This window comes from Microbacterium sp. J1-1 (assembly GCF_024498615.1).
GTDB classification, from domain to species: domain Bacteria; phylum Actinomycetota; class Actinomycetes; order Actinomycetales; family Microbacteriaceae; genus Microbacterium; species Microbacterium aurugineum.
On record NZ_CP089590.1, the window covers coordinates 2,443,841 to 2,462,062 of the forward strand.

At 67.8% G+C, this 18,222-nt stretch carries 17 protein-coding genes, 1 tRNA gene and 1 pseudogene; 8 read left to right on the forward strand and 11 right to left on the reverse strand.

Features of this window, described 5'->3' with window-relative positions; genetic code table 11:
* Positions 1-18: 18 nt before the first annotated feature.
* The 6 genes and pseudogenes from LRQ07_RS11735 to LRQ07_RS11760 form a co-directional block, all read right to left on the reverse strand.
* Positions 19-966 (reverse strand): type II secretion system F family protein, encoded by a 948-nt coding sequence (locus LRQ07_RS11735; RefSeq protein ID WP_256534710.1) that lies wholly within the window; start codon positions 964-966, stop codon positions 19-21.
* The gene (locus LRQ07_RS11740) at positions 954-1,811 is read right to left on the reverse strand and encodes a type II secretion system F family protein (RefSeq protein WP_256534711.1); all 858 of its coding nucleotides are present in this window, start codon (positions 1,809-1,811) and stop codon (positions 954-956) included. The genes LRQ07_RS11735 and LRQ07_RS11740 overlap by 13 nt, the downstream gene beginning before the upstream one ends.
* Positions 1,808-2,245 (reverse strand): annotated as a pseudogene (locus LRQ07_RS11745) (ATPase, T2SS/T4P/T4SS family); the annotation flags it as partial. The pseudogene LRQ07_RS11745 and the gene LRQ07_RS11740, both read right to left, overlap by 4 nt.
* Before the next feature lie 220 nt (positions 2,246-2,465).
* A complete protein-coding gene (locus tag LRQ07_RS11750; protein WP_256534712.1) occupies positions 2,466-3,290 on the reverse strand; it encodes an IclR family transcriptional regulator in 825 nt (274 codons plus the stop codon).
* A gap of 125 nt (positions 3,291-3,415) precedes the next feature.
* Complete coding sequence (locus LRQ07_RS11755; protein WP_256534713.1) at positions 3,416-4,564, reverse strand: glycerol dehydrogenase; 1,149 nt, start codon at positions 4,562-4,564, stop codon at positions 3,416-3,418.
* 127 nt (positions 4,565-4,691) lie between these two features.
* Positions 4,692-5,450, reverse strand: coding sequence for an MIP/aquaporin family protein (locus tag LRQ07_RS11760; protein ID WP_256534714.1), 759 nt, complete (start codon positions 5,448-5,450; stop codon positions 4,692-4,694).
* Positions 5,451-5,698: 248 nt separating this feature from the next.
* On the opposite strand from LRQ07_RS11760, the gene LRQ07_RS11765 reads away from it, so the two are divergent.
* From LRQ07_RS11765 to LRQ07_RS11785, 5 genes are all read left to right on the forward strand, one after another.
* On the forward strand, positions 5,699-6,727 hold the full coding sequence (locus LRQ07_RS11765; protein WP_256534715.1) for an NAD(P)-dependent alcohol dehydrogenase: 1,029 nt from the start codon (positions 5,699-5,701) through the stop codon (positions 6,725-6,727).
* 35 nt (positions 6,728-6,762) lie between these two features.
* Positions 6,763-7,272 carry a hypothetical protein gene (locus tag LRQ07_RS11770; RefSeq protein WP_256534716.1) on the forward strand — a complete coding sequence of 170 codons (510 nt, stop codon included), beginning with the start codon at positions 6,763-6,765 and terminating at the stop codon, positions 7,270-7,272.
* Positions 7,269-8,834 (forward strand): GMC family oxidoreductase, encoded by a 1,566-nt coding sequence (locus LRQ07_RS11775; RefSeq protein ID WP_256534717.1) that lies wholly within the window; start codon positions 7,269-7,271, stop codon positions 8,832-8,834. The genes LRQ07_RS11770 and LRQ07_RS11775 overlap by 4 nt, the downstream gene beginning before the upstream one ends.
* An 18-nt stretch (positions 8,835-8,852) precedes the next feature.
* Entirely contained in the window at positions 8,853-9,383 is a 531-nt protein-coding gene (locus tag LRQ07_RS11780; RefSeq protein ID WP_256534718.1) for a YbhB/YbcL family Raf kinase inhibitor-like protein, read from the forward strand.
* Between the two features lie 97 nt (positions 9,384-9,480).
* Positions 9,481-9,786, forward strand: a complete 306-nt coding sequence (locus tag LRQ07_RS11785; protein ID WP_256534719.1) for an ArsR/SmtB family transcription factor — start codon at positions 9,481-9,483, stop codon at positions 9,784-9,786.
* A 52-nt stretch (positions 9,787-9,838) separates the two neighbouring features.
* Here LRQ07_RS11785 and LRQ07_RS11790 read toward each other — a convergent pair whose 3' ends face one another.
* From LRQ07_RS11790 to LRQ07_RS11805, 4 genes are all read right to left on the reverse strand, one after another.
* On the reverse strand, positions 9,839-11,797 hold the full coding sequence (locus tag LRQ07_RS11790) for a hypothetical protein (protein ID WP_256534720.1): 1,959 nt from the start codon (positions 11,795-11,797) through the stop codon (positions 9,839-9,841).
* On the reverse strand, positions 11,794-12,120 hold the full coding sequence (locus LRQ07_RS11795) for a helix-turn-helix domain-containing protein (RefSeq protein ID WP_256534721.1): 327 nt from the start codon (positions 12,118-12,120) through the stop codon (positions 11,794-11,796). The genes LRQ07_RS11790 and LRQ07_RS11795 overlap by 4 nt, the downstream gene beginning before the upstream one ends.
* Entirely contained in the window at positions 12,117-13,175 is a 1,059-nt protein-coding gene (locus LRQ07_RS11800; protein ID WP_256536436.1) for a tyrosine-type recombinase/integrase, read from the reverse strand. Before LRQ07_RS11800 ends, LRQ07_RS11795 begins: the two co-directional genes overlap by 4 nt.
* Positions 13,176-13,435: 260 nt before the next feature.
* Complete coding sequence (locus tag LRQ07_RS11805; RefSeq protein ID WP_256534722.1) at positions 13,436-14,263, reverse strand: ATPase, T2SS/T4P/T4SS family; 828 nt, start codon at positions 14,261-14,263, stop codon at positions 13,436-13,438.
* A gap of 141 nt (positions 14,264-14,404) precedes the next feature.
* Here LRQ07_RS11805 and LRQ07_RS11810 point away from each other — a divergent pair.
* Positions 14,405-14,486: transfer RNA gene (locus LRQ07_RS11810), tRNA-Leu, on the forward strand.
* Positions 14,487-14,583: 97 nt separating this feature from the next.
* The gene (locus LRQ07_RS11815) at positions 14,584-15,348 is read left to right on the forward strand and encodes a DedA family protein (RefSeq protein ID WP_131492725.1); all 765 of its coding nucleotides are present in this window, start codon (positions 14,584-14,586) and stop codon (positions 15,346-15,348) included.
* 36 nt (positions 15,349-15,384) lie between these two features.
* Here the strand turns inward: LRQ07_RS11815 and LRQ07_RS11820 are convergent, their stop codons facing one another.
* Entirely contained in the window at positions 15,385-16,194 is an 810-nt protein-coding gene (locus tag LRQ07_RS11820) for a Ku protein (protein ID WP_047524296.1), read from the reverse strand.
* A 58-nt stretch (positions 16,195-16,252) separates the two neighbouring features.
* On the opposite strand from LRQ07_RS11820, the gene ligD reads away from it, so the two are divergent.
* Positions 16,253-18,211, forward strand: a complete 1,959-nt coding sequence (gene ligD, locus LRQ07_RS11825) for a non-homologous end-joining DNA ligase (protein ID WP_256534723.1) — start codon at positions 16,253-16,255, stop codon at positions 18,209-18,211.
* Positions 18,212-18,222: the final 11 nt, after the last annotated feature.

An 18,222-nucleotide genomic window follows, 5' to 3' on the forward strand; every position in this document is an offset into this window, starting at 1 on the left:
CCCTCCCCTGCCAGATGGTCAGCCGATGCCGAGTCGCAGGATGAACAGTCCTGGATACACGGCGAAGAGCACCGACAGCGGCAGGATGAGGAAGACCAGCGGGAAGAGCATCAGGATCTCCTTGCGCCCTGCCTGCTCGATGAGGGTGCGTTTCGCGTCCTCGCGCGCATCGCCGGCCTGTGCGTGCAGCACCGCGGCGAGCGGCGCTCCGTGCTCGAGAGCCGCGATCACCTGGTCGACGGCGCGCGAGAGCCCGGGCAGCTGCAGACGTCGCGCCGTCTCGCTCAGCGCGTCAGCCAACGGCGACCCGGTCCCGACCGCGAGGACGACCTGGCGGAGTTCGGCTGTCAGCTCACCGGTGCCGACGGCGGCGACACGTCGGAGGGAGTCGAGGAACCCTTCGCCGGCGGCAAGGCACAGCGCCAGGAACTCCAGCGTGGTCGGAAGCTCGTCGGCGAGACGCACCCGGCGAGCCCTGGCCCGTGCGGAGAGCTGCATGTCGTACACGACGGCGGCGAGCGCCCCGAACACCACCGGGATGACACTCGTGGGCACCGACATCCGCCCCGCCAGTGCGAGGAGGATGACCACGATGGCACCTCCGCCGATCCCGGCGAGCGTCCACCCCAGTTGCTTGCCGCGAAACACGGACGGTTCGATCGCCACTCCGGCTTGGGACAGTCGCTGTCGAAGGGCGGCTCCCCCGCCGAGCAGACGCTCGAACCGCTCTCGAGCGGCGTCCCACAACGTTCGAGAACGTGCGGGGAGCACGCCGGAGGAAGGCAGGATGCCTGGGGGCAGCCGCTCGTCGGTCACGACGTCACGGACGTAGGGCCCGATACGGACGATCAGGGATGCTGCCCGCCAGCGCGGAAGCACGAACAGGACGCTCAGCACACCGGCCGAGAACGTGCCACCGACCAGCACCGCGACCGCGACGACCGACACCTCCGTCACCCGAACCACCGCCGCGGCTCGGGAAGTCGACCGATGCGGACCATGATCCGGAAGGCAGCGACCGAGATCGCGGCTCCGACGCAGATCACCAGAACCCCCTCGGGCGTGCCGTATGCCGAAGCCCCCTCCGGCCGCATGACGAGCAGTCCGAGGATGATCCACGGCGCGACGGCCCCGAGGATCGCCGCACCGCGGATCCACGACTGCCGCGCCTCGACTTCTCCCCGAAGCGCGGCGTCTGCGCGGACCGATGCCGACAACGCTCGGAGCACACTGATCAACTCGGTGCCGCCGACCTGACGGGCCATGCGCAGAGTCTCGACGATCCGATCCCCGATGGGATCAGCGAGGGACGACTTCAACCGGTCGAGGCTCGTCTCGAATCTGCCGCTCGCCCGGAGGTCACGGGCGAACACGACGAAGGCCGGTCGGAGCATGGTCGGCGCGGACTCGGCCAGGCTCGCCACCGCGTCGGGGAGCGAGAGCCCCACGCGGATCGAGGCGATCAGGAGGTCACAGATGTCCGGCCAGAGCTGCCGACGTACGCGAAGCAGCCGAAGCCGTCGACCACGCAGGAACAGGATCGGCGCAGACGCCCCCGCCGCTCCGGCGAGCAGGGCAAGCACAGGCAGGCCGCTCAGGAGCCAGACCACAGAAGCAGCCAGCATCCCCGCGGCCACGATCACCGCGATGAGCACGCGCGGCACGAGCGCGACGAGGCCTGCTTCCTCGATCAACCGCGTGAGTCGTCCGTCTCTGCCGGCCGGCTGCGCGTTCACACGAGGCGGCCACATCCACGGCGAGACGCACAGGAGCACACCTGCGGCGAGCGCGGCCCCGAGCAGCACCGTCACGAGTTCACCCCGATCCGGTGAACGGGGCGGCTGTCGGTATCGGCATGCCCTTGCGTCGTCGAGCCGTCGAGATAGACCCGCGCTGTGCGGATGCGTCCCTCGACGATCTCCCCGGTGGGCGCGACGATCTCCTGCACGAAGCGGCGGCCCGAGCGGTCGCGCACGCAATGGACGACGAGGTCGATCGACGTCGCGATCGCCGGCGCGATGAAACCGCGATCGATGTTGCGGCCGGCCAGGAGCGGCAGCATGCTGAGCTTCTCGAGGGCCTCCGTCGCGGAGTTCGCGTGCACGGTGCACGCTCCCGGCACTCCGGTGTTGAGCGCGAGCACGAGGTCGAGCGCTTCGGCATCACGCACCTCACCGAGGACCAGGCGGTCCGGCCGCATCCGGAGCGCTTCCTTCACCAATCGACGCAGGGTGATCTCCCCTGTCTGGTGGAACTGCTCTATTACATTGAGAACTATTCGTCGATTCTTGGTTATGGTGCAACCACGCTAATTCGGTTGTCGTCGCGGATTGCAGGAGTGCCGGCAGGTGTGGGTCGTTGGGGAACGATCCTGTCAGCGGGAGCAGCCCGCATCGGTATCGTGGAGCCCATCGGGACGGTCGCTGACGAAACCTGGCCGTCACCGCTTGACCGGGGAAGAACGGCTATGCGAGCCGTAGTTGGTTTGCGCCGGAGCGGTAGTGCTTGCTGAGGGCGAGCGCGTGTTCGCGGAGGCTGTGTTCCACACGTGCGTCGTTGGTGGGCGTTGCGGGGGTGTCCATGCTGATGGCGACTGCTCCGACGACAAGTCCGGACGGGTCGCGCACGCCGACCGCGGCGCAGGTCTTGCCGGAGATGAACTCGTCTCGCTCCCAGGCGATGCCGCGCAGGGCGACGGTCGAGAGGACTCGCTCGAGCCCCTCCTGGTCGGTAATCGTCGAGGACGTCAGCGAGGGCATGCGGTGGGCGGAGAGGTAGTCGTCTCGTTGCTCAATGCTCATGGCTGCGAGCATGATCTTGCCGAACGCGGTCGCGTGCGCGGCTTCGTGGAATCCGAACCTGAGCGGGGTGAGCCGGGGGTGTTCGGCGCAGTCCGAGACGTAGGTGAGGACGACGTCGGCCCCGCGGTAGATGGCGTAGTAGGAGGCCATGCCGAGGCCGTTGTGGAGTGTGTCGATGGCGGATCGCACGACCCCGGAGACGCCGAGCTGCTGGTGGAGGGAGAGTCCGAGCCCGTGCAGCTTGTATCCGAGTTCGAATCGTCGCTCTGACTTCAGGTGCACGAGGTAGCCGTTGGCGACGAGTTCTTGCGCGAGCCGATACACCGTGGGCAGCGGGAATCGAAGGATGTCGGAGAGCTCTTTCGCGGTGCAGCCACCGCGGTCGGCGATCGATTCGAGCAGCTGCAGGGATTTGCGGACGGTGATGACACGTTCGGACGCTCCCGGGTCGAGCACGTCCTCATCGTCGAGGAGAACACCAGTGTTCATCTTGAGATGATCGCACCCGCCCGACGCGGTCGGCCACTTCTTTTTCTCATTCTCCGAGAAGTTTCGGTCGGGCGGGTGCGGTCCGCTGCCGTGACCCGAGGCTCTGGGCCACGGCAGCGGATCGGTCAGTGGTGATGGTAGGGCTGGGGTTCGGGAAGGGCGGCTTCGGTGCGGACGGTGCGGGCGAAGCGCTCGATGGACTTCAGTGCCGAGACGAGTTCGGTGGGGCTGATCTCGAAGGGCATGTTGTGGATGGTCTCTCCCGGTGCGAGCGCGGCGGCGGCGATGGTCGCCAGTTCCTGGTCGTCGTCGGGTGAGAGGCCGACCTCGGTGAGGGTGTTTGGCAGGCCGACGCGGGTGGTGAACTCGATGAACTCGCGGATCTCGCCGGTGGGTGCGCCCTCGAGGACCAGTTGAGTGACGGAGCCGATATTCACCTTCTGGCCGTGCGCGAGCCCATGTGTCTGGGGCACCGCGGTGAGGCCGTTGTGGATGGCGTGCGCGGCAGCAAGGCCGCCGGATTCGAAGCCGATGCCGGAGAGCAGCGTGTTGGCTTCGACGACCTTCTCCACGGCGGGGGTGACGACGTTGTCGCGGACGGCGTCGAGTGCGGGGAGCGCGTTGTCCCACAACACGTCCCAGGACAGCCGCGCCAGGGCGGTGCCGGTGAGGGTGGGCAGTCCGCCGGCCATCGTCGATGCGTGGGCGGCGGCGGTGGCGCGGGCCTCCAGCCAGGTGGCGAGGGCGTCGCCGACACCGGCGGCGAGGAAGGCGGCGGGGGCGTTGGCGACGACTTGGGTGTCGACGAGCACGAGGTCGGGGTTCTTGGGGAAGAACCGGTACTCCTCGAACTCCCCGTTCTCCGTGTAGACGACTGCCAGCGCGGAGGTGGGTGCGTCGGTGGAGGCGACGGTGGGGACGGTGACCCAGTTGATGCCGGCGAGGTGGCCTGCGGCTTTGACCGCGTCGATGGTGCTGCCGCCGCCGATCGCGACGATCACGTCGGCGTTGCGGGTGCCGATGATCTGGACGAGGCGGTCGATCTCGGCCGCGGAGGGGACGCCGTTGAACTTCTCGCGGTGCGTGGGAAGCCCGGCCGAGCCGAGGGAGGCTTCGATGTCGTGGCCGACGAAGCCCCAGACGACGTCGTCGGCGACCAGCAGCGGCGTGCTGCCGAGGGAGGTGAGGTAGGTGCCGAGGCTGTGGATGGCGCCGGCGCCTTGCACGTACCGGCGGGGGCTGATGATGGTTCTGACCGGGATGGTGTCGGACATGGTCAATCTCCTTTGATCGGGTGTGGCGCGGTAGCGCCATGGGTGGCTCTGCAGCCGCAGACGACGTTAGCCCTGAGGCAGACCGGGTCGTAGCGGCTTGTTCGGACTGTGAGAAAGCAGGCTACGGTCAGGTGAGGACGGGCAGCAGGAAAGTGGAGGACCACCCGGCGAGGACGCCGCCGATCACCGGTCCTACGACCGGCACCCAGGCGTAGGTCCAGTCGCTGGGGCCCTTGCCTTTGATCGGGACGATGGCGTGCACGATGCGCGGGCCGAGGTCGCGCGCCGGGTTGATCGCGTACCCGGTCGGGCCACCGAGTGACGCGCCGATGCCGATCACGAGCAGCGCGACCGGCAGCGCGCCGAGTGCGGCGAGCCCGCTGGAGTCGCCGTTGCGTCCGAACCCGATGACGACGAACACGAGCACGAAGGTGCCGAGGATCTCGGTGACGAGGTTCCAGCCGTAGTTGCGGATGCCGGGACCGGTGGAGAAGACGGCGAGCTTGCCTGCCGGGTCGCCGTCCGCGTCGAAGTGCTGCCGGTACGCGAGCCAGGCGAGCACGGCGCCGAGCATCGCGCCGAGGAACTGGGCGACGATGTAGGTGCCGATGGAGAGCAGGTCGACCGGAACCCCGGGGACGAATTCCTTCGCGCCGGTGGCGACGATGCCGAGGGTGACGGCGGGGTTGAGGTGGGCGCCGGACCGGTAGGCGACGATGACGCCGGCGAACACGGCGATGCCCCACCCCATGTTGATGAGCAGGAACCCGCCGCCGTTGCCTTTGGTCTTGGCGAGCACGACGTTCGCGACGACGCCGCATCCCAGCAGCAGCAGAAGCGCGGTGCCGACGATCTCCGAGGCGAAGACCCCGAGCAGTGTGTCCATAAGAACTCTCCTTCGAGTCGATGTGCGCGGCGCACGTCTGGCGCCGGTGCGCCGCACGGTAACGACGCGCCGGAATGGCGCGAAAGGGTCCTTACCGGAGTGTGAGAACGCCCCTTCTGGTGCTGTCAGGCGGGCTTTCTCGCGATCTGAGAACGCGGCTTCCCTTCCCCCCGACGGGCGCTGAGCCTTGTCGCACGGCACCCGCCTCGACGGTGCGTGCTGGTTGACGAACTCGATGAGGAGAAGCGATGAGAGCAGTCCGGTTGCATCAGTACGGGCAGGCGCCCACGATCGATGAGGTCGCCGAGCCGCGCCCGCTGGGTCCGTGGGATGTCGTGATCGACGTCGGCGCGGCGGGGTTGTGCCGCACTGACCTGCACATCATCGAAGGACAGTGGGAGCCGATCCAGCACCCTCGCCTGCCCTACACGCTCGGGCATGAGAACGCCGGCTGGGTACGGGCGATCGGCTCCGCCGTCACGAACGTGGAGGTCGGTGACACCGTGATCGCCCACCCGCTGACCAGCTGCGGACTGTGCCCGGCCTGCCGGGTGGGCCAGGACTCGCATTGCGAGAACGCGACATTTCCCGGCGTGAACGTCGACGGCGGGATGGCCGATCAGCTGCTCACCAACGCCCGCGCGGTCGTCAAGCTCGACCCGTCGCTGCAGCCACGCGACATCGCGGCCCTCGCCGACGCCGGCCTCACGGCCTACCATGCGGTGCGCAAGGCGGCCGAGGTGCTCTACCCCGGCACGCACGCGGTCGTCATCGGCGCCGGCGGCCTCGGGCATATCGGTGTGCAGGCGCTGGCGGCGATCACTGGAGCCGAGATCACGGTGGTCGACCGGTCGGAAGAGGCCCTCGCTCTGGCCGCCACGCTCGGCGCCCACCACACTGTGCTCGCCGCCGACGACGACACGGTGGCCCGGGAGGTGTTGGAGATTACCGGTGGGGGCGCGCAGGTCGTGTTCGACTACGTCGGCGAGCACGGCACCGAGTTGCTCTCCCCCCGGCTGCTGCGCGGCCGCGGCTCGCAGTACGTCATCGGTTACGGCGGCGAGGTGCGGCTGCCCACGATCGACATCATCTCCCGGGAGATCAATGTCATCGGCAACCTCGTCGGGACCTACAACGACCTCGTCGAGCTGATGACTCTCACCGCGCAGGGCAAGGTCACCCTGCACACCAAGGTCTACCCCCTCGACGCAGCTCTCGACGCGATCGCCGACCTCGACGCCGGCCGCCTGGTCGGCCGCGGCATCCTCGTCCCCTAACCCAGATGGCACCACCCGAATCGAAGGAGATCACCGTGGTCACACCCACACCCCCGGACGCCGCCCCGGCGTCACTCGCCCGGATCATCCGGGCGATCTTCCCCCACGACCGTCTCAGCGACGGGCCGTATCTGCGCTCGGCCGAGACGATTCTGCGCAACGTCACCGGCTCGGCGCACCAGTACGGTGTCGTCGCCGAGGGCGTGCGCAGCCTGGAAGCCGTCGTCGGCGGCGACCTGCAGGCCGTCGCGGTGGACGAGCTGTCCCGGATCCTGCAGAGCATCCGGCAGACGGAGTTCTTCCAGATCCTGCTCACCAGCAGCGTCGTCACCCTGTACAGCGACCCGGAGACGTGGGAGCTGCTCGGCTACGAGGGCGCCTCGTTCGACCAAGGCGGGTACCTGCACCGCGGATTCGACGACCTGGACTGGCTGCCCGAACCGCGGATCACCGAGTACGACGGTGAGCCGCTCGTCGAGTACCTGCCGCCCGTGCCGGGTCTGCAGGTCAGTTTCAGCGACACGAAGAAGGTGGCGACGATATGAGCGCGATCGATCACGACGACGAAGCGGTCGTCATCGTCGGCTCCGGCGCGGGCGGCGGCACCCTCGCCTACGAGCTGACCGCGAAGGGGATCCCTGTCGTTCTGCTGGAGGCGGGGCCCTACCTGCGCAACGAGGACTACATCAACGAGGAATGGGAGTCGTTCGCCCAGCTCGCCTGGACCGACTCCCGCACCACCTCCGGGTCGTGGCGGGTCGGGCAGGACTTCCCGAATCTGCCCGCCTGGGTCGTGAAGGCCGTCGGCGGCACCACGACGCACTGGTCGGGGGCGACGCCGCGGTTCAAGGCGCACGAGTTCAAGGCGCGCACCGCGTACGGGCACGTCGACGGGGCCACCCTGCTGGACTGGCCGATCGACCTCGACGACCTTGCCCCGTACTACGACCGGGCGGAGATCGCGATGGGCTCCACCCACCGTCACGGCCGCAAGCCGTTGCCGGCGAACAACAATTACAAGGTGTTCGCTGAGGGCGCCAAGCGCGTCGGCTACAAGCACTACGCGACCGGCCCCTACGCGACCAACGCCGAGGAGTACGACGGCCGACCCGCCTCCATACAGGACGGTTTCAACTTTCAGGGCGACAAGAACAAGTCCAAGTGGAGCACCCTGGTCCGTGAGATCCCGCGCGCCGAGGCGACCGGGCTGCTGGACCTGCGGCCGGACTCGCAGGTCGTTCGGATCAGCCACGACGCCCACGGCAGAGCGGATGCGGTGCTCTACGTCACCAAGGACGGGTCGCTGCACCGCCAGAAGGCGCGCCTGGTCGCGGTGGCGGCGAACTCGATCGAGACCGCACGGCTGCTGCTGCTGTCGGAGTCGGCGATGTTCCCCGACGGGCTCGCGAACTCCTCCGGGCAGGTGGGACGCAACTACATGCGGCACATGACCGGCTCCACGTACGCGCAGTTCGAGCAGCCCGTCCGCTTCTACCGCGGCGAGACGATGGCGGGGATCATCGCGGACGAGTCCGTGCACGACACCAGCCGCGGCTTCGCGGGCGGCTACTACATGGAGACGATCGCGCTCGGCCCCGCGTTCCTGGCGAAGTTCCTCAGCCCGGGCGCGTGGGGACGCGAGTTCACGACGTTCCTCGACTCGTACGCGCACACCGCCGGGATGTGGCTCGTCGGCGAGGATCTGCCGCAGTCGACCAACCGGATCACCCTCGATCCGTCCGTCCTGGATGCGAACGGGCTGCCGGTCGCGAACGTGCACTTCGACGATCACCCCAACGACATCGCCATGCGCGAGCACGCGTACACGAAGTCGGCGGAACTCTACCGGTCCGTCGATGCCATCCGCACCCACCGCACCCCGCCCTACCCGTCCACGCACAACCTCGGCACCGCCCGGATGAGCGCCAAGCCCGACGACGGCGTGGTCGACAAGTGGGGCCGCGCGCACGACGTGCCGAACCTGTTCATCAGCGACGGCTCCGTCTTCACCACCGGCGCGGCAGCCAACCCCACCCTCACCATCGTCGCCCTGGCGATCCGGCAGGCCGACTACATCGCCGACCAGCTGGCCGCGCAAAACCTCTGACACGGAAGGAACACCCTCATGACCACGCCCTACGACGCGATCGCCGAAGTGCCCGCGTTCACCGTCACCAGCGACGACATCCCCGCCGACGGCGCCCGCCTGCGAATCCCGCAGGTCAGCGGCATCTTCGGCGCCGGCGGTGAGGACCGATCCCCGCAGTTGAGCTGGAGCGGCTTCCCGCCCGAGACGAAGAGCTTCGTCGTCACCGTCTACGACCCCACCGCTCCCACCGGCAGCGGCTTCTGGCACTGGGCCGTCGCAGACATCCCCGCCACGACCACCCAGCTCGCCGCGGGCGCGGGAGACGCGGAAGGATCCGGGCTGCCCGCCGGAGCCTGGCAACTCGCCAACGACGCGGGACTCACGCAGTACCTCGGCGCCGCACCGCCCAAGGGCAGCGGCAAGCACAAGTACTACGTCGCAGTGCATGCTGTCGACGTCGACAGCCTCGGCCTCGACCACGCCGCGACCCCCGCGTTCCTCGGATTCAACCTGTCCGGACACACGCTCGCACGCGCAGTGCTCGTCGGGTGGTGGGAAGCACTCTGATCCCACCTGATGTCCGCCGCGGAGTCGCCCTTGGGGAGGCGGCTCCGCGGCTTCGTCGCTACCGAGATGAGCGAGGACCTGGTTCTTGACTGTTCCGATGACCACCGAGGCAGAGATCGATCTGGGCAAAGTGTTCGCCGCTCTCACCCACGACGATCGTCGCGCCATCCTGCACCTGCTCCGACGCGCCCACGAAAACGGCCAGCCGGGCCTCAGCATCACGCAGATTGCCGTAGGAGCGGAGATCTCCAGGTTCGGCGCCAGCCACCATCTCGGCGTGCTGCGCGCGGCCGGACTCATCCGTACCGTGCCTGAGAATCGCGCCCAGATCAGCAGCATTGTTCCACACGCCGTCGTCGAAGCGATCGACTGGCTCATCCCCTTTACCGACGGCACCATCTGATCGATCACCTACGGCAAGACACGTCCCCGCAACAGGGTTTCGTTCGGTGGGCTCAGATACGTATCGCAGGGTAGTGCGCGTAGGCGGATGCGGCCACGACCTGCCAGCGTGCGGCGACGTTCGATGACATGCCGGTGAGGTCGCAGAGCGGGGCGAGGGGCATTGTCGCGGCGAGGTTGAGCAGCGCGGCGCCGCGAAGTCCAACCACCCGACAGTTCAGGCGCTGCAGGTCGACCGCGAATCGGCTGGCATGCACGTGTGCTCCAGCGCGCAGTCTAGATGGGAACATCCAGGTCGATTCCGTGTCCCATCGCCGTGGGGCGGCGAGTTGCCGTCTGATCAACGCGGGTATGGGCGGTGGCAGTTGGACGGGCGAGGTCCCGAGGCGTAGCAGCATCTCGTCGCCGTCGTCGATGATGCTCGCGGTGGTCAGGCCGGCGATGGTCGTGATTGGCCTGCCGGTGATCCCCGCGATAAGCCCGCAGATGCGGGCCCTGAGTGGGATCGTATCGTCGGTCGCGAACCGCCGCATCCATGCCCGGTACGTGTCGATCGGGTAGGCGGTGTAGGGGTCGGCGTAGGGAGAAGGGACCGGGTGGATACGATCGGCGGCGCCGCTGTGCGACGCCCACCGCAGGAACACTGCGAGCGGCTCGAAGTGGCGTGGGTGCCGGTCGAGGTAGGACTCTACGGCGTGCTGTGATGCGGTCTTCAGCTCGAGCTGCTGAGCGTCGAGGTCGGCGAGGAAGTGGGCCGCGATCCGGCAGATGCGGCGGGCGCGAACGAAGGTGCCGTCGGTGATCCCGTTGCGCTGGATGAGGAGCCGGGTGCGGGCCGGAACGTGCCACCGGCAGAACGGCCCAAGGATGCGCACCATCTGCTCAGGGTGGCCCTCGAGGAACGTCTCGATCCAGGCCACGAACTGCACCCAAGCGGTGTCCCGCGGATCGAGCACGCCGACGTCGACGAGCGCGTGTCGCAGCAGGCTCACCGCCTGAACGCTCGCCTGCTGGTCCAATGCCTCGTGGGTGAGGTCAATGCGCTCGGTGAGGATCTCGCGCAGAATCTTCGCGGATGCGCTGCGGCCGGGCCAACGCGCCATGCTCTTGGGTTCCGGATGGCGCAGCAGGCGTTGCCGGAGCGGTTCGAGCGCCTGACGGCGGGTGGACGTCCCGGCGGCGAACAGGTCGTCCAGGGCGATGCGGGCCAGGCATGGGAAGCAGCGTTTCCCGTTTCGGACGTCCTCGACGCCGCAGTCGGCGCAGATGAAGCGTGACCGCACCCCGGTGCAGGTGGAGCACGCGAGCGTGCCATCGTCCGCGACGGACGCGACCAGGCCGACCGTACCGCAGCGAGGGCAGGGGCGACGAGTGCGGCGGATGACATTGAAGCAGGGCTCGCAGGTGGCACCGCCGAGGAAGCGGACGCGGACTCGCCGCTTGTGTCCGCAATGCACGCACGGCTCGATCTTGCCGGGCGCGCATTGCGAGCAGACGGGGCCGTCCGGTGTGCGGTTCTGGACGAGCCGGTCGTGGCCGCAGCGGATGCAGGTCTCTTTCGCCTCGGGCCTTTGCCTGCGGCAGGTACCGCAGAGACTTTTCCCGTCGATCCGGTGTGAGATCACCCGGATCTTTTCGCAGCCGTCGCAGCGGCGGGTGTATCGGGCGTCTCGGCAGTTGTTGCAGACCCGCCGCCCGTCCTCGAGTGTCTGCGTGAGCAGCTGATCCCGTCCGCAGCCGCTGCAGAGAGGGAGCGCGACCGAGATCCCACGTTCTCGGAGCATCCGCAGCAACCGCTGCGCTTGACGGGGAAGATTCGGGTCGGCGTCCGTGGTCCAATTCGCGTTCGCGTCGGCGAGGAAACGTCGAAGATGCGCCTGTCCCATGGTCGTGGGGGCAAGCTGTTCGAGCAGTGCGCGCACTCCTTCCTCGCCGATCGTCGTCCACGGATCACCGTGATCGAGCAGGGCGGAGATGTTGTCGAGCAGGGCGGTGGATCGTGGCGAGGTCACGACCTGTCGGGTCGGGTGATCCGTGCGGGCACGGTCTTGAGTGTGCCGATGTCGGTGACTGTGGCGCCACCCACGGCCTTCGGCTGCTTGCGGGCCGCGACGGTGAAGCTGATCAGATCGTTCGGGGTGCAGTCCAGGATGACGCAGAGCGCGTCGAGGACCTCGATGTTCAGGCGTTGTGGCGGGGAGGTCACCAGCCGGTAGACCTGCTCACGGGAGAGCTGCACGCCCTGTGCGGCGAGCAGCGGCACCAGCTCGGTGGTCTTGTAGATGCCTCGCTCTGCGAGCTGGCGGCGTAGATGCCAATCGAACTGTCGGCTCATGCGGTCGCTCCTTCTCCGAGCACGCGCCGGAGCGCTTCCTGGAAGATCCGGTTCTTGAAATCGTCGCCGACGGATGTGTAGATCGCGGTCGTTGACGAGTGATTGTGTCCGACCTGCTCCTGGACGAACTGGGCGGCGTAGCCGAACTCGATCAGGTGGGTCACGTAGGAGTGGCGGAGGCTGTGCAACGTCAACGCACGATCCAGGCCGACCGCGTCGCGGATCTCCGCGAACCGCTGGTCGACTGCGCGGGTCGTGATGCGGGTGCGCCTCTCGCTGATCCAGAGCGCATCGCTTTCGCCAGCAAGCCGGGGCCGCACCTCCTCGACCCAGTAGCGCAGCCCCTCTGAGGCCCACGCGAACTCCGGGCAGGCCAGCACGGTGCGGCGGCGCGGCGGCGATCCCTTCATCGCCTTGCCGTATCGGACCTGCACCTTCGCATACGCGCCCCACTCGGGAACGTAGGGATTGGGGCGGAGATCATTCAGGTCGAGCATCACGGCCTCCCGACGCCGTAGCCCGAACGCATAGACCGTCTTGAAGAACTGCGCATCTCGCAGCGCCGGCAACGCACCCTTCCTGCGGTCCTCGAGCAGATCATGGGCGCGCTGATCCGCGTGCTCAAAGAACGCCTCGAGCTCGTCGTAGCCGAACGGCCGTCGAGCGGGCTTCGCCTCGAACTCGGACAAGTGCGCGAACGTGTTCCACGGATGGCAGATCTGGGCAGGTGTAGACCCGAACCGTTCCATGCAGACGTCGACCCAGTCATAGGCCGGATGCGAGATGTACCCGCAGAAGCCCTTCAGAACTTGGTGATAGCCACGGATCGTGGAATGCGCCAACGGCTCCCCACCAGACAGCAGCGACGACGTGAAGTCCTCGACATCCTGCGGGCGCCACTCCCACGGGTAGGTGCCAGCGAAACGGAAGAACCGCCTCACGCCATACTGACTGCCTCGGATCGTGCTTTCCGACAGGCCACGCGAACGCATTGACACCGCGTAACCGCGCAACATCTCGTCGAACGTCGACCTAGCCGGATCCAGCAGCAACACCGGCGCCAACGACCGGACCTCACGGGTCACCAACCGAGCCTCAAGGTTGCGTTCGATGCATCAAACATGCTGCTAACTTATCATAGAGTCTGCCAGCGCAACCCTTCATCCGAGACCGAGCACTTCGGCACGCAACGGCCGGAGGTGCCGTTACTGAGGGACGATCCTCCGTCTGATCAGGAATATGCAGAGCGAAACACCTCTCAGGACAACGCATAGTGCGCTGCAACCAGCCCCGCGCTAGCCTCGTCGAGTACGCCTCATGGTTTGCCGTGGCGACCTGAAATCACGGCGCTACTGAGACATCCGATGCAACTCCGCTCGCTTGTGCCTTCCAGACTGGACTGGCGCCCCTGCAATGCGACCAGGTCGGGGCCCTCGACCGCGAGCTCGAACGTCTCCTCGACGGTGACGATGCGCTGTGACTCGGCGCACGAGGCCAGCAGCGCACCGAGGACCGTGGTCTTCCCTGCGTGGGTCGCTCCGGAGACGATCACCGTGCGACCCTCGTTCATCGCCACCCGCAGACGCGCCGCCACCGCCTCGGGCATCATCCCCTGGGCCGTCAGGGCCTCGAGCGACCGGTACTTCGGGAGGAACTTCCGGATGTTGACGGCCCAGGATCCGCGCACGACGTCGGCGATCGCGACGTGCAGCCGAGAGCCGTCGGGAAGCGAAGCGTCGACGAAGGGCTGACTGATGTCGACCCGTCGACCGGTGGCCTGCAGCATCCGCTCGACGAGGTCGCGCACCGTCACGTCGCTGAGACGCAATCCGGTCCGCTCCGCCACGCCCTCCCGGGCAACATGGACGTGCCCGGTGCCGTTGAGCCAGATCTCCTCGATCTCGGGATCATCCAGCAGAGGCTGCAGCGCTCCGAAGCCGCTGAGCGACGCCAGCACGTCACGGACGCAGGCGGCTTCGTCTTCGATGAGGCCGCCGCCGCGTGCGAGAGCAGCGTCATCGTGACGGCGCACCTCTGCGTGCGCGATGCGCCGCGCGGCCTCGGGATCGATCGTGGGATCCACCCCTTCCGTTCGCAGGCGACGCCGCACCTGCTCGGTGACCAAGGCAGACGGATGACTCACCCCGGCATCCTCGCAACGATCGGTTCCCCCGCGCCGGAGTTATCCACAGGCACGCCGACCTCCGGCCGCTCCGGGGTGCGATGAACTGCGGGCTGATGCTCAGACAGGGGGTTTCGCCGGTCAGTAGACTGATCCCACCGCGCGGGAGTGGTGGAATTGGCAGACACGCAGGATTTAGGTTCCTGTGCCCCAGGGCGTGTGGGTTCAAGTCCCACCTTCCGCACGAGAGACGATGGTGCCGTCGCGAGACCACCCTGACGTCGCTCCGCTCTGACGCCGACCACTCACGACCGACGGGAATCCCGCCAGTGCTCGAATCCATGTTGCACGCTCCCACCGCCCTCATCCCCTGGCTCGACCCCCAGACGATCATCGGCGCGGCGGGCCCCTGGGCGCTTCTGGTGGTGTGCTTCATCGTCTTCGCCGAGACCGGTCTCCTGGTCGGATTCCTCCTCCCCGGCGACACCCTGCTCATCATCGCCGGGCTCTTGACGCACACCAGCAATGTGTTCGGCGTGAACATCTGGGTCGTCTCGCTCCTGATCGCGCTGTCGGCCTTCATCGGCGGCGAGGTCGGCTATCTGATCGGTCACAAGGGCGGACCGGCGGTGTTCGAGCGCAAGGAGTCGGGCCTCTTCAGCAAGAAGAACGTCGAGCGCACGAACGCGTTCTTCGAGCGCTTCGGCGGTCTCACGGTCATCCTGGCCCGTTTCGTCCCCATCGTGCGCACCTTCGCCCCCGTCGCAGCCGGTGTGGGACACATGCCGTGGCGCCGCTACTCGCTCTACAACTTCATCGGCGCCATGATCTGGGGCTTCGGGCTCACGATGGTCGGGTACCTCATCGCCTACATCCCGTGGGTGCGCGAACTCGTGGTTCAGTACATCGACGTGATCCTGCTGATCGCCGTCGGTGGCACCGCCCTCGTCACCCTGTGGCACTACTTCTCGGAGCGCCACAAGGCGAAGAAGGCCGCGGCGGCAGGCGAAGACGTCGTGACCGATGCCGAGGAGGCACAGGAGCTCGTCCTGGATGCCGACGTGTTCGACCGCGCCCCCGACCTGGACGGCGACGGCAAGCACTGATCCTGACCTCGTGCGCCGAGCTCTCGGCGGACGACGTCAGCCTGCGTTCTTCGCGCGCTCCTCTTTGGTGCGCGCGACGCTGGCGCGGAGTGCCTCCATGAGGTCGATGACTTCGCCACCCTCCGCAGCCTTCTCGGCCTCCCCGAACGTCTCGGCGACGTCGAACGTGTCCCCCGCCTCGATCTTCGCGTCGATGAGGGTGCGGAGCTCCTTCTGGTACTCGTCGACGAAGTCCTCCGGATCGAAGTCGGCGGAATAGCTGTCGACGAGTGAGGCGGAAAGCTCGAGCTCCTTCTTCGAGATCCGCACGTCCTCGTCCAGTGCAGGGAACTCCGCTTCGCGCACCTCGTCGGCCCACAGCAGGGTCTGCAGCACGAGCACCTTCCCCCGGACCCGCAACGCGGCCAGCCTGGTCTTCTGCCGCAGAGTGAAGCGCACGATCGCGGTGCGATCCGTCTGCTCCAGGGTCTTGCGCAGCAGCACGTACGCCTTCGGGGACTTCGAGTCCGGCTCGAGGTAGTACGGCTTGTCGAGGGTGAGCAGATCGACCTGGTCGGACGGCACGAACTCGACGACGTCGATCTCCCGGCTCTTCTCGGCCGGCAGCGCGGCCAAGTCATCCTTGGTGAGCACCACCGTCTGCCCGTCGTCGACGTACGCACGATCGATGTCGGCATAGGCCACCGTCTCGCCGCACACCTCGCAGGTGCGCTGGTACCGGATGCGGCCGCCGTCCTTCTCATGCACCTGATGCAGCGGCACATCGTGATCCTCCGTGGCGGAGTACACCTTCACCGGCACGTTCACGAGCCCGAATGTCAGCGCGCCCTTCCAGATCGTCCTCATGACACCAGTGAACACCAGTCGAAGCCGTCGCGACCAGTCCCTTGACTACGCTGGCTGCATGGTCGGACCAGGGCAGATCGTGCAGGTGGACGGTCGCCGTCTGCGCGTCACGAATCTCGACAAGGTCGTCTACCCCGACACCGGCACGACCAAGGGCGAGGTCATCGCCTACTACAGCGCGATCGCCCCGCTCATCCTGCCCCTCCTCGACGGACGCCCGGTCACGCGCAAGCGCTGGGTCGAAGGCGTCGGAACGAGGGACGCTCCCGCGGATGCGTTCTTCACGAAGCAGCTCGAACCGGGGGCACCGGCCTGGATCCCGCGGCAGGCGATCCAGCATTCGGACGGCCCGAAGGAGTACCCCCTCGTCGAGGACGTGCCGACGCTGGTGTGGCTCGCTCAGGTCGCCGCGATCGAACTGCACGTGCCGCAATGGCGCTTCGCTCCGGACGGGACCCCGGGTCGCCCCGATCGCCTCGTTCTCGACCTGGACCCGGGCCCCGGTGTCGGACTCGCACAGTGCGCCGAAGTCGCGCGCTTCGCACGGGTCATCCTGACGGACATGGGCCTCGATCCCCTCCCGGTCACGAGCGGGAGCAAGGGTCTGCACCTGTATGCGGCCCTCCCCGGGGAGCAGACGAGCGACGAGATCTCGGCGGTCGTGAAGGAACTCGCCCGCCTGATCGAGAACGACCATCCCGATCTGGCCACGAGCGTCATGTCGAAGGCCGAGCGAGGCGGAAAAGTGTTCCTGGACTGGAGCCAGAACAACGGCAAGAAGACGACCATCTCACCGTACTCGCTCCGGGGGCGGGCACAGCCGTGGGTCGCGGCTCCGCGCACCTGGGACGAACTCGATGACCCGGATCTGGCCCAGCTCGACCTCGACGAGGTGCTCGCCCGCGCAGCCGCGGGAATCGATCCGCTCGCCGGGCTCCGCCCGCAGGAGGCCTCGTCGGCACCAGCACCTGCCCCGGCTCACCGACCCCGCCACCCGCGGGGCACTTCGGCCCCTTCACGGGGCGCCACGGCCGCGCCCCTCGCGCCGATGCTCGCCGAGAACGGCACCGCCGGGGTCGCGCGGGCGCTGAGCGATCCGTCCTGGGTCGAGGTGAAATGGGACGGCATCCGAGCCCTGGGCACCTGGGCCGACGGACGGATGCTTCTGCACGCGCGGCGCGGCACCGACATCACGACCCGCTATCCGGAACTCACCGCCGACGGCGCCCCTTTCCTGCCCGTCGCCGACGCGATCGTGGACGGGGAGATCGTGGCGTTCGACGGCCGGGGACGCCCGAGCTTCTCCCTGCTGCAGAACCGCATGCATCTGACCCGTCCGCGCGAGATCGAGCGGGAGGTGGTCCGCACGCCGATCGTGTACATGCTCTTCGACCTGCTGCGTCTCGACGGGCACGATCTCACGGGCATGCCGCTGCGCGAGCGCCGCATCCTGCTCGAAGACGTCGTCGCGGGTCTCGACGCTCCGATACAGATCCCCCCGGTCTTCGATGACGTCGAGGCGGCCCTCGCCGCCAGCGCGGAGTTCGGCCTCGAGGGCGTCGTCGTGAAGGACCCACGGTCCCGCTACCGCCCGGGACAGCGCAGCCCATCCTGGCTGAAGCTCAAGCACACGCGCATGCAGGAGGCCGTGATCGTCGGGATCCGACCGGGCAAAGGCGATCGGGAGAGCACGCTCGGCTCGCTTCTGCTCGCGGTGCCCGACCGATCCGGCGTCCGAAGCGGATCAGCGCCGTTGCGCTACGTCGGGAGGGTGGGAACCGGGTTCACCGACCGCATCCTCCGCGATCTGCTCGCACGCCTCGATCCACTGCGCAGCGAGACGGCACCCCTGGATGGCGTTCCCGCGCCCGATGCGTCCGACGCGCTCTGGGTGCGTCCCGAGCTCGTGGGCGAAGTCGAATTCGCCAATTGGACCCCCGATGGGGTGCTCCGACACGCACGATGGCGAGGGTTGCGGCCCGACAAGGAGCCGGACGACATCGTCGTGGAGCGCTGACCCCCCGCACC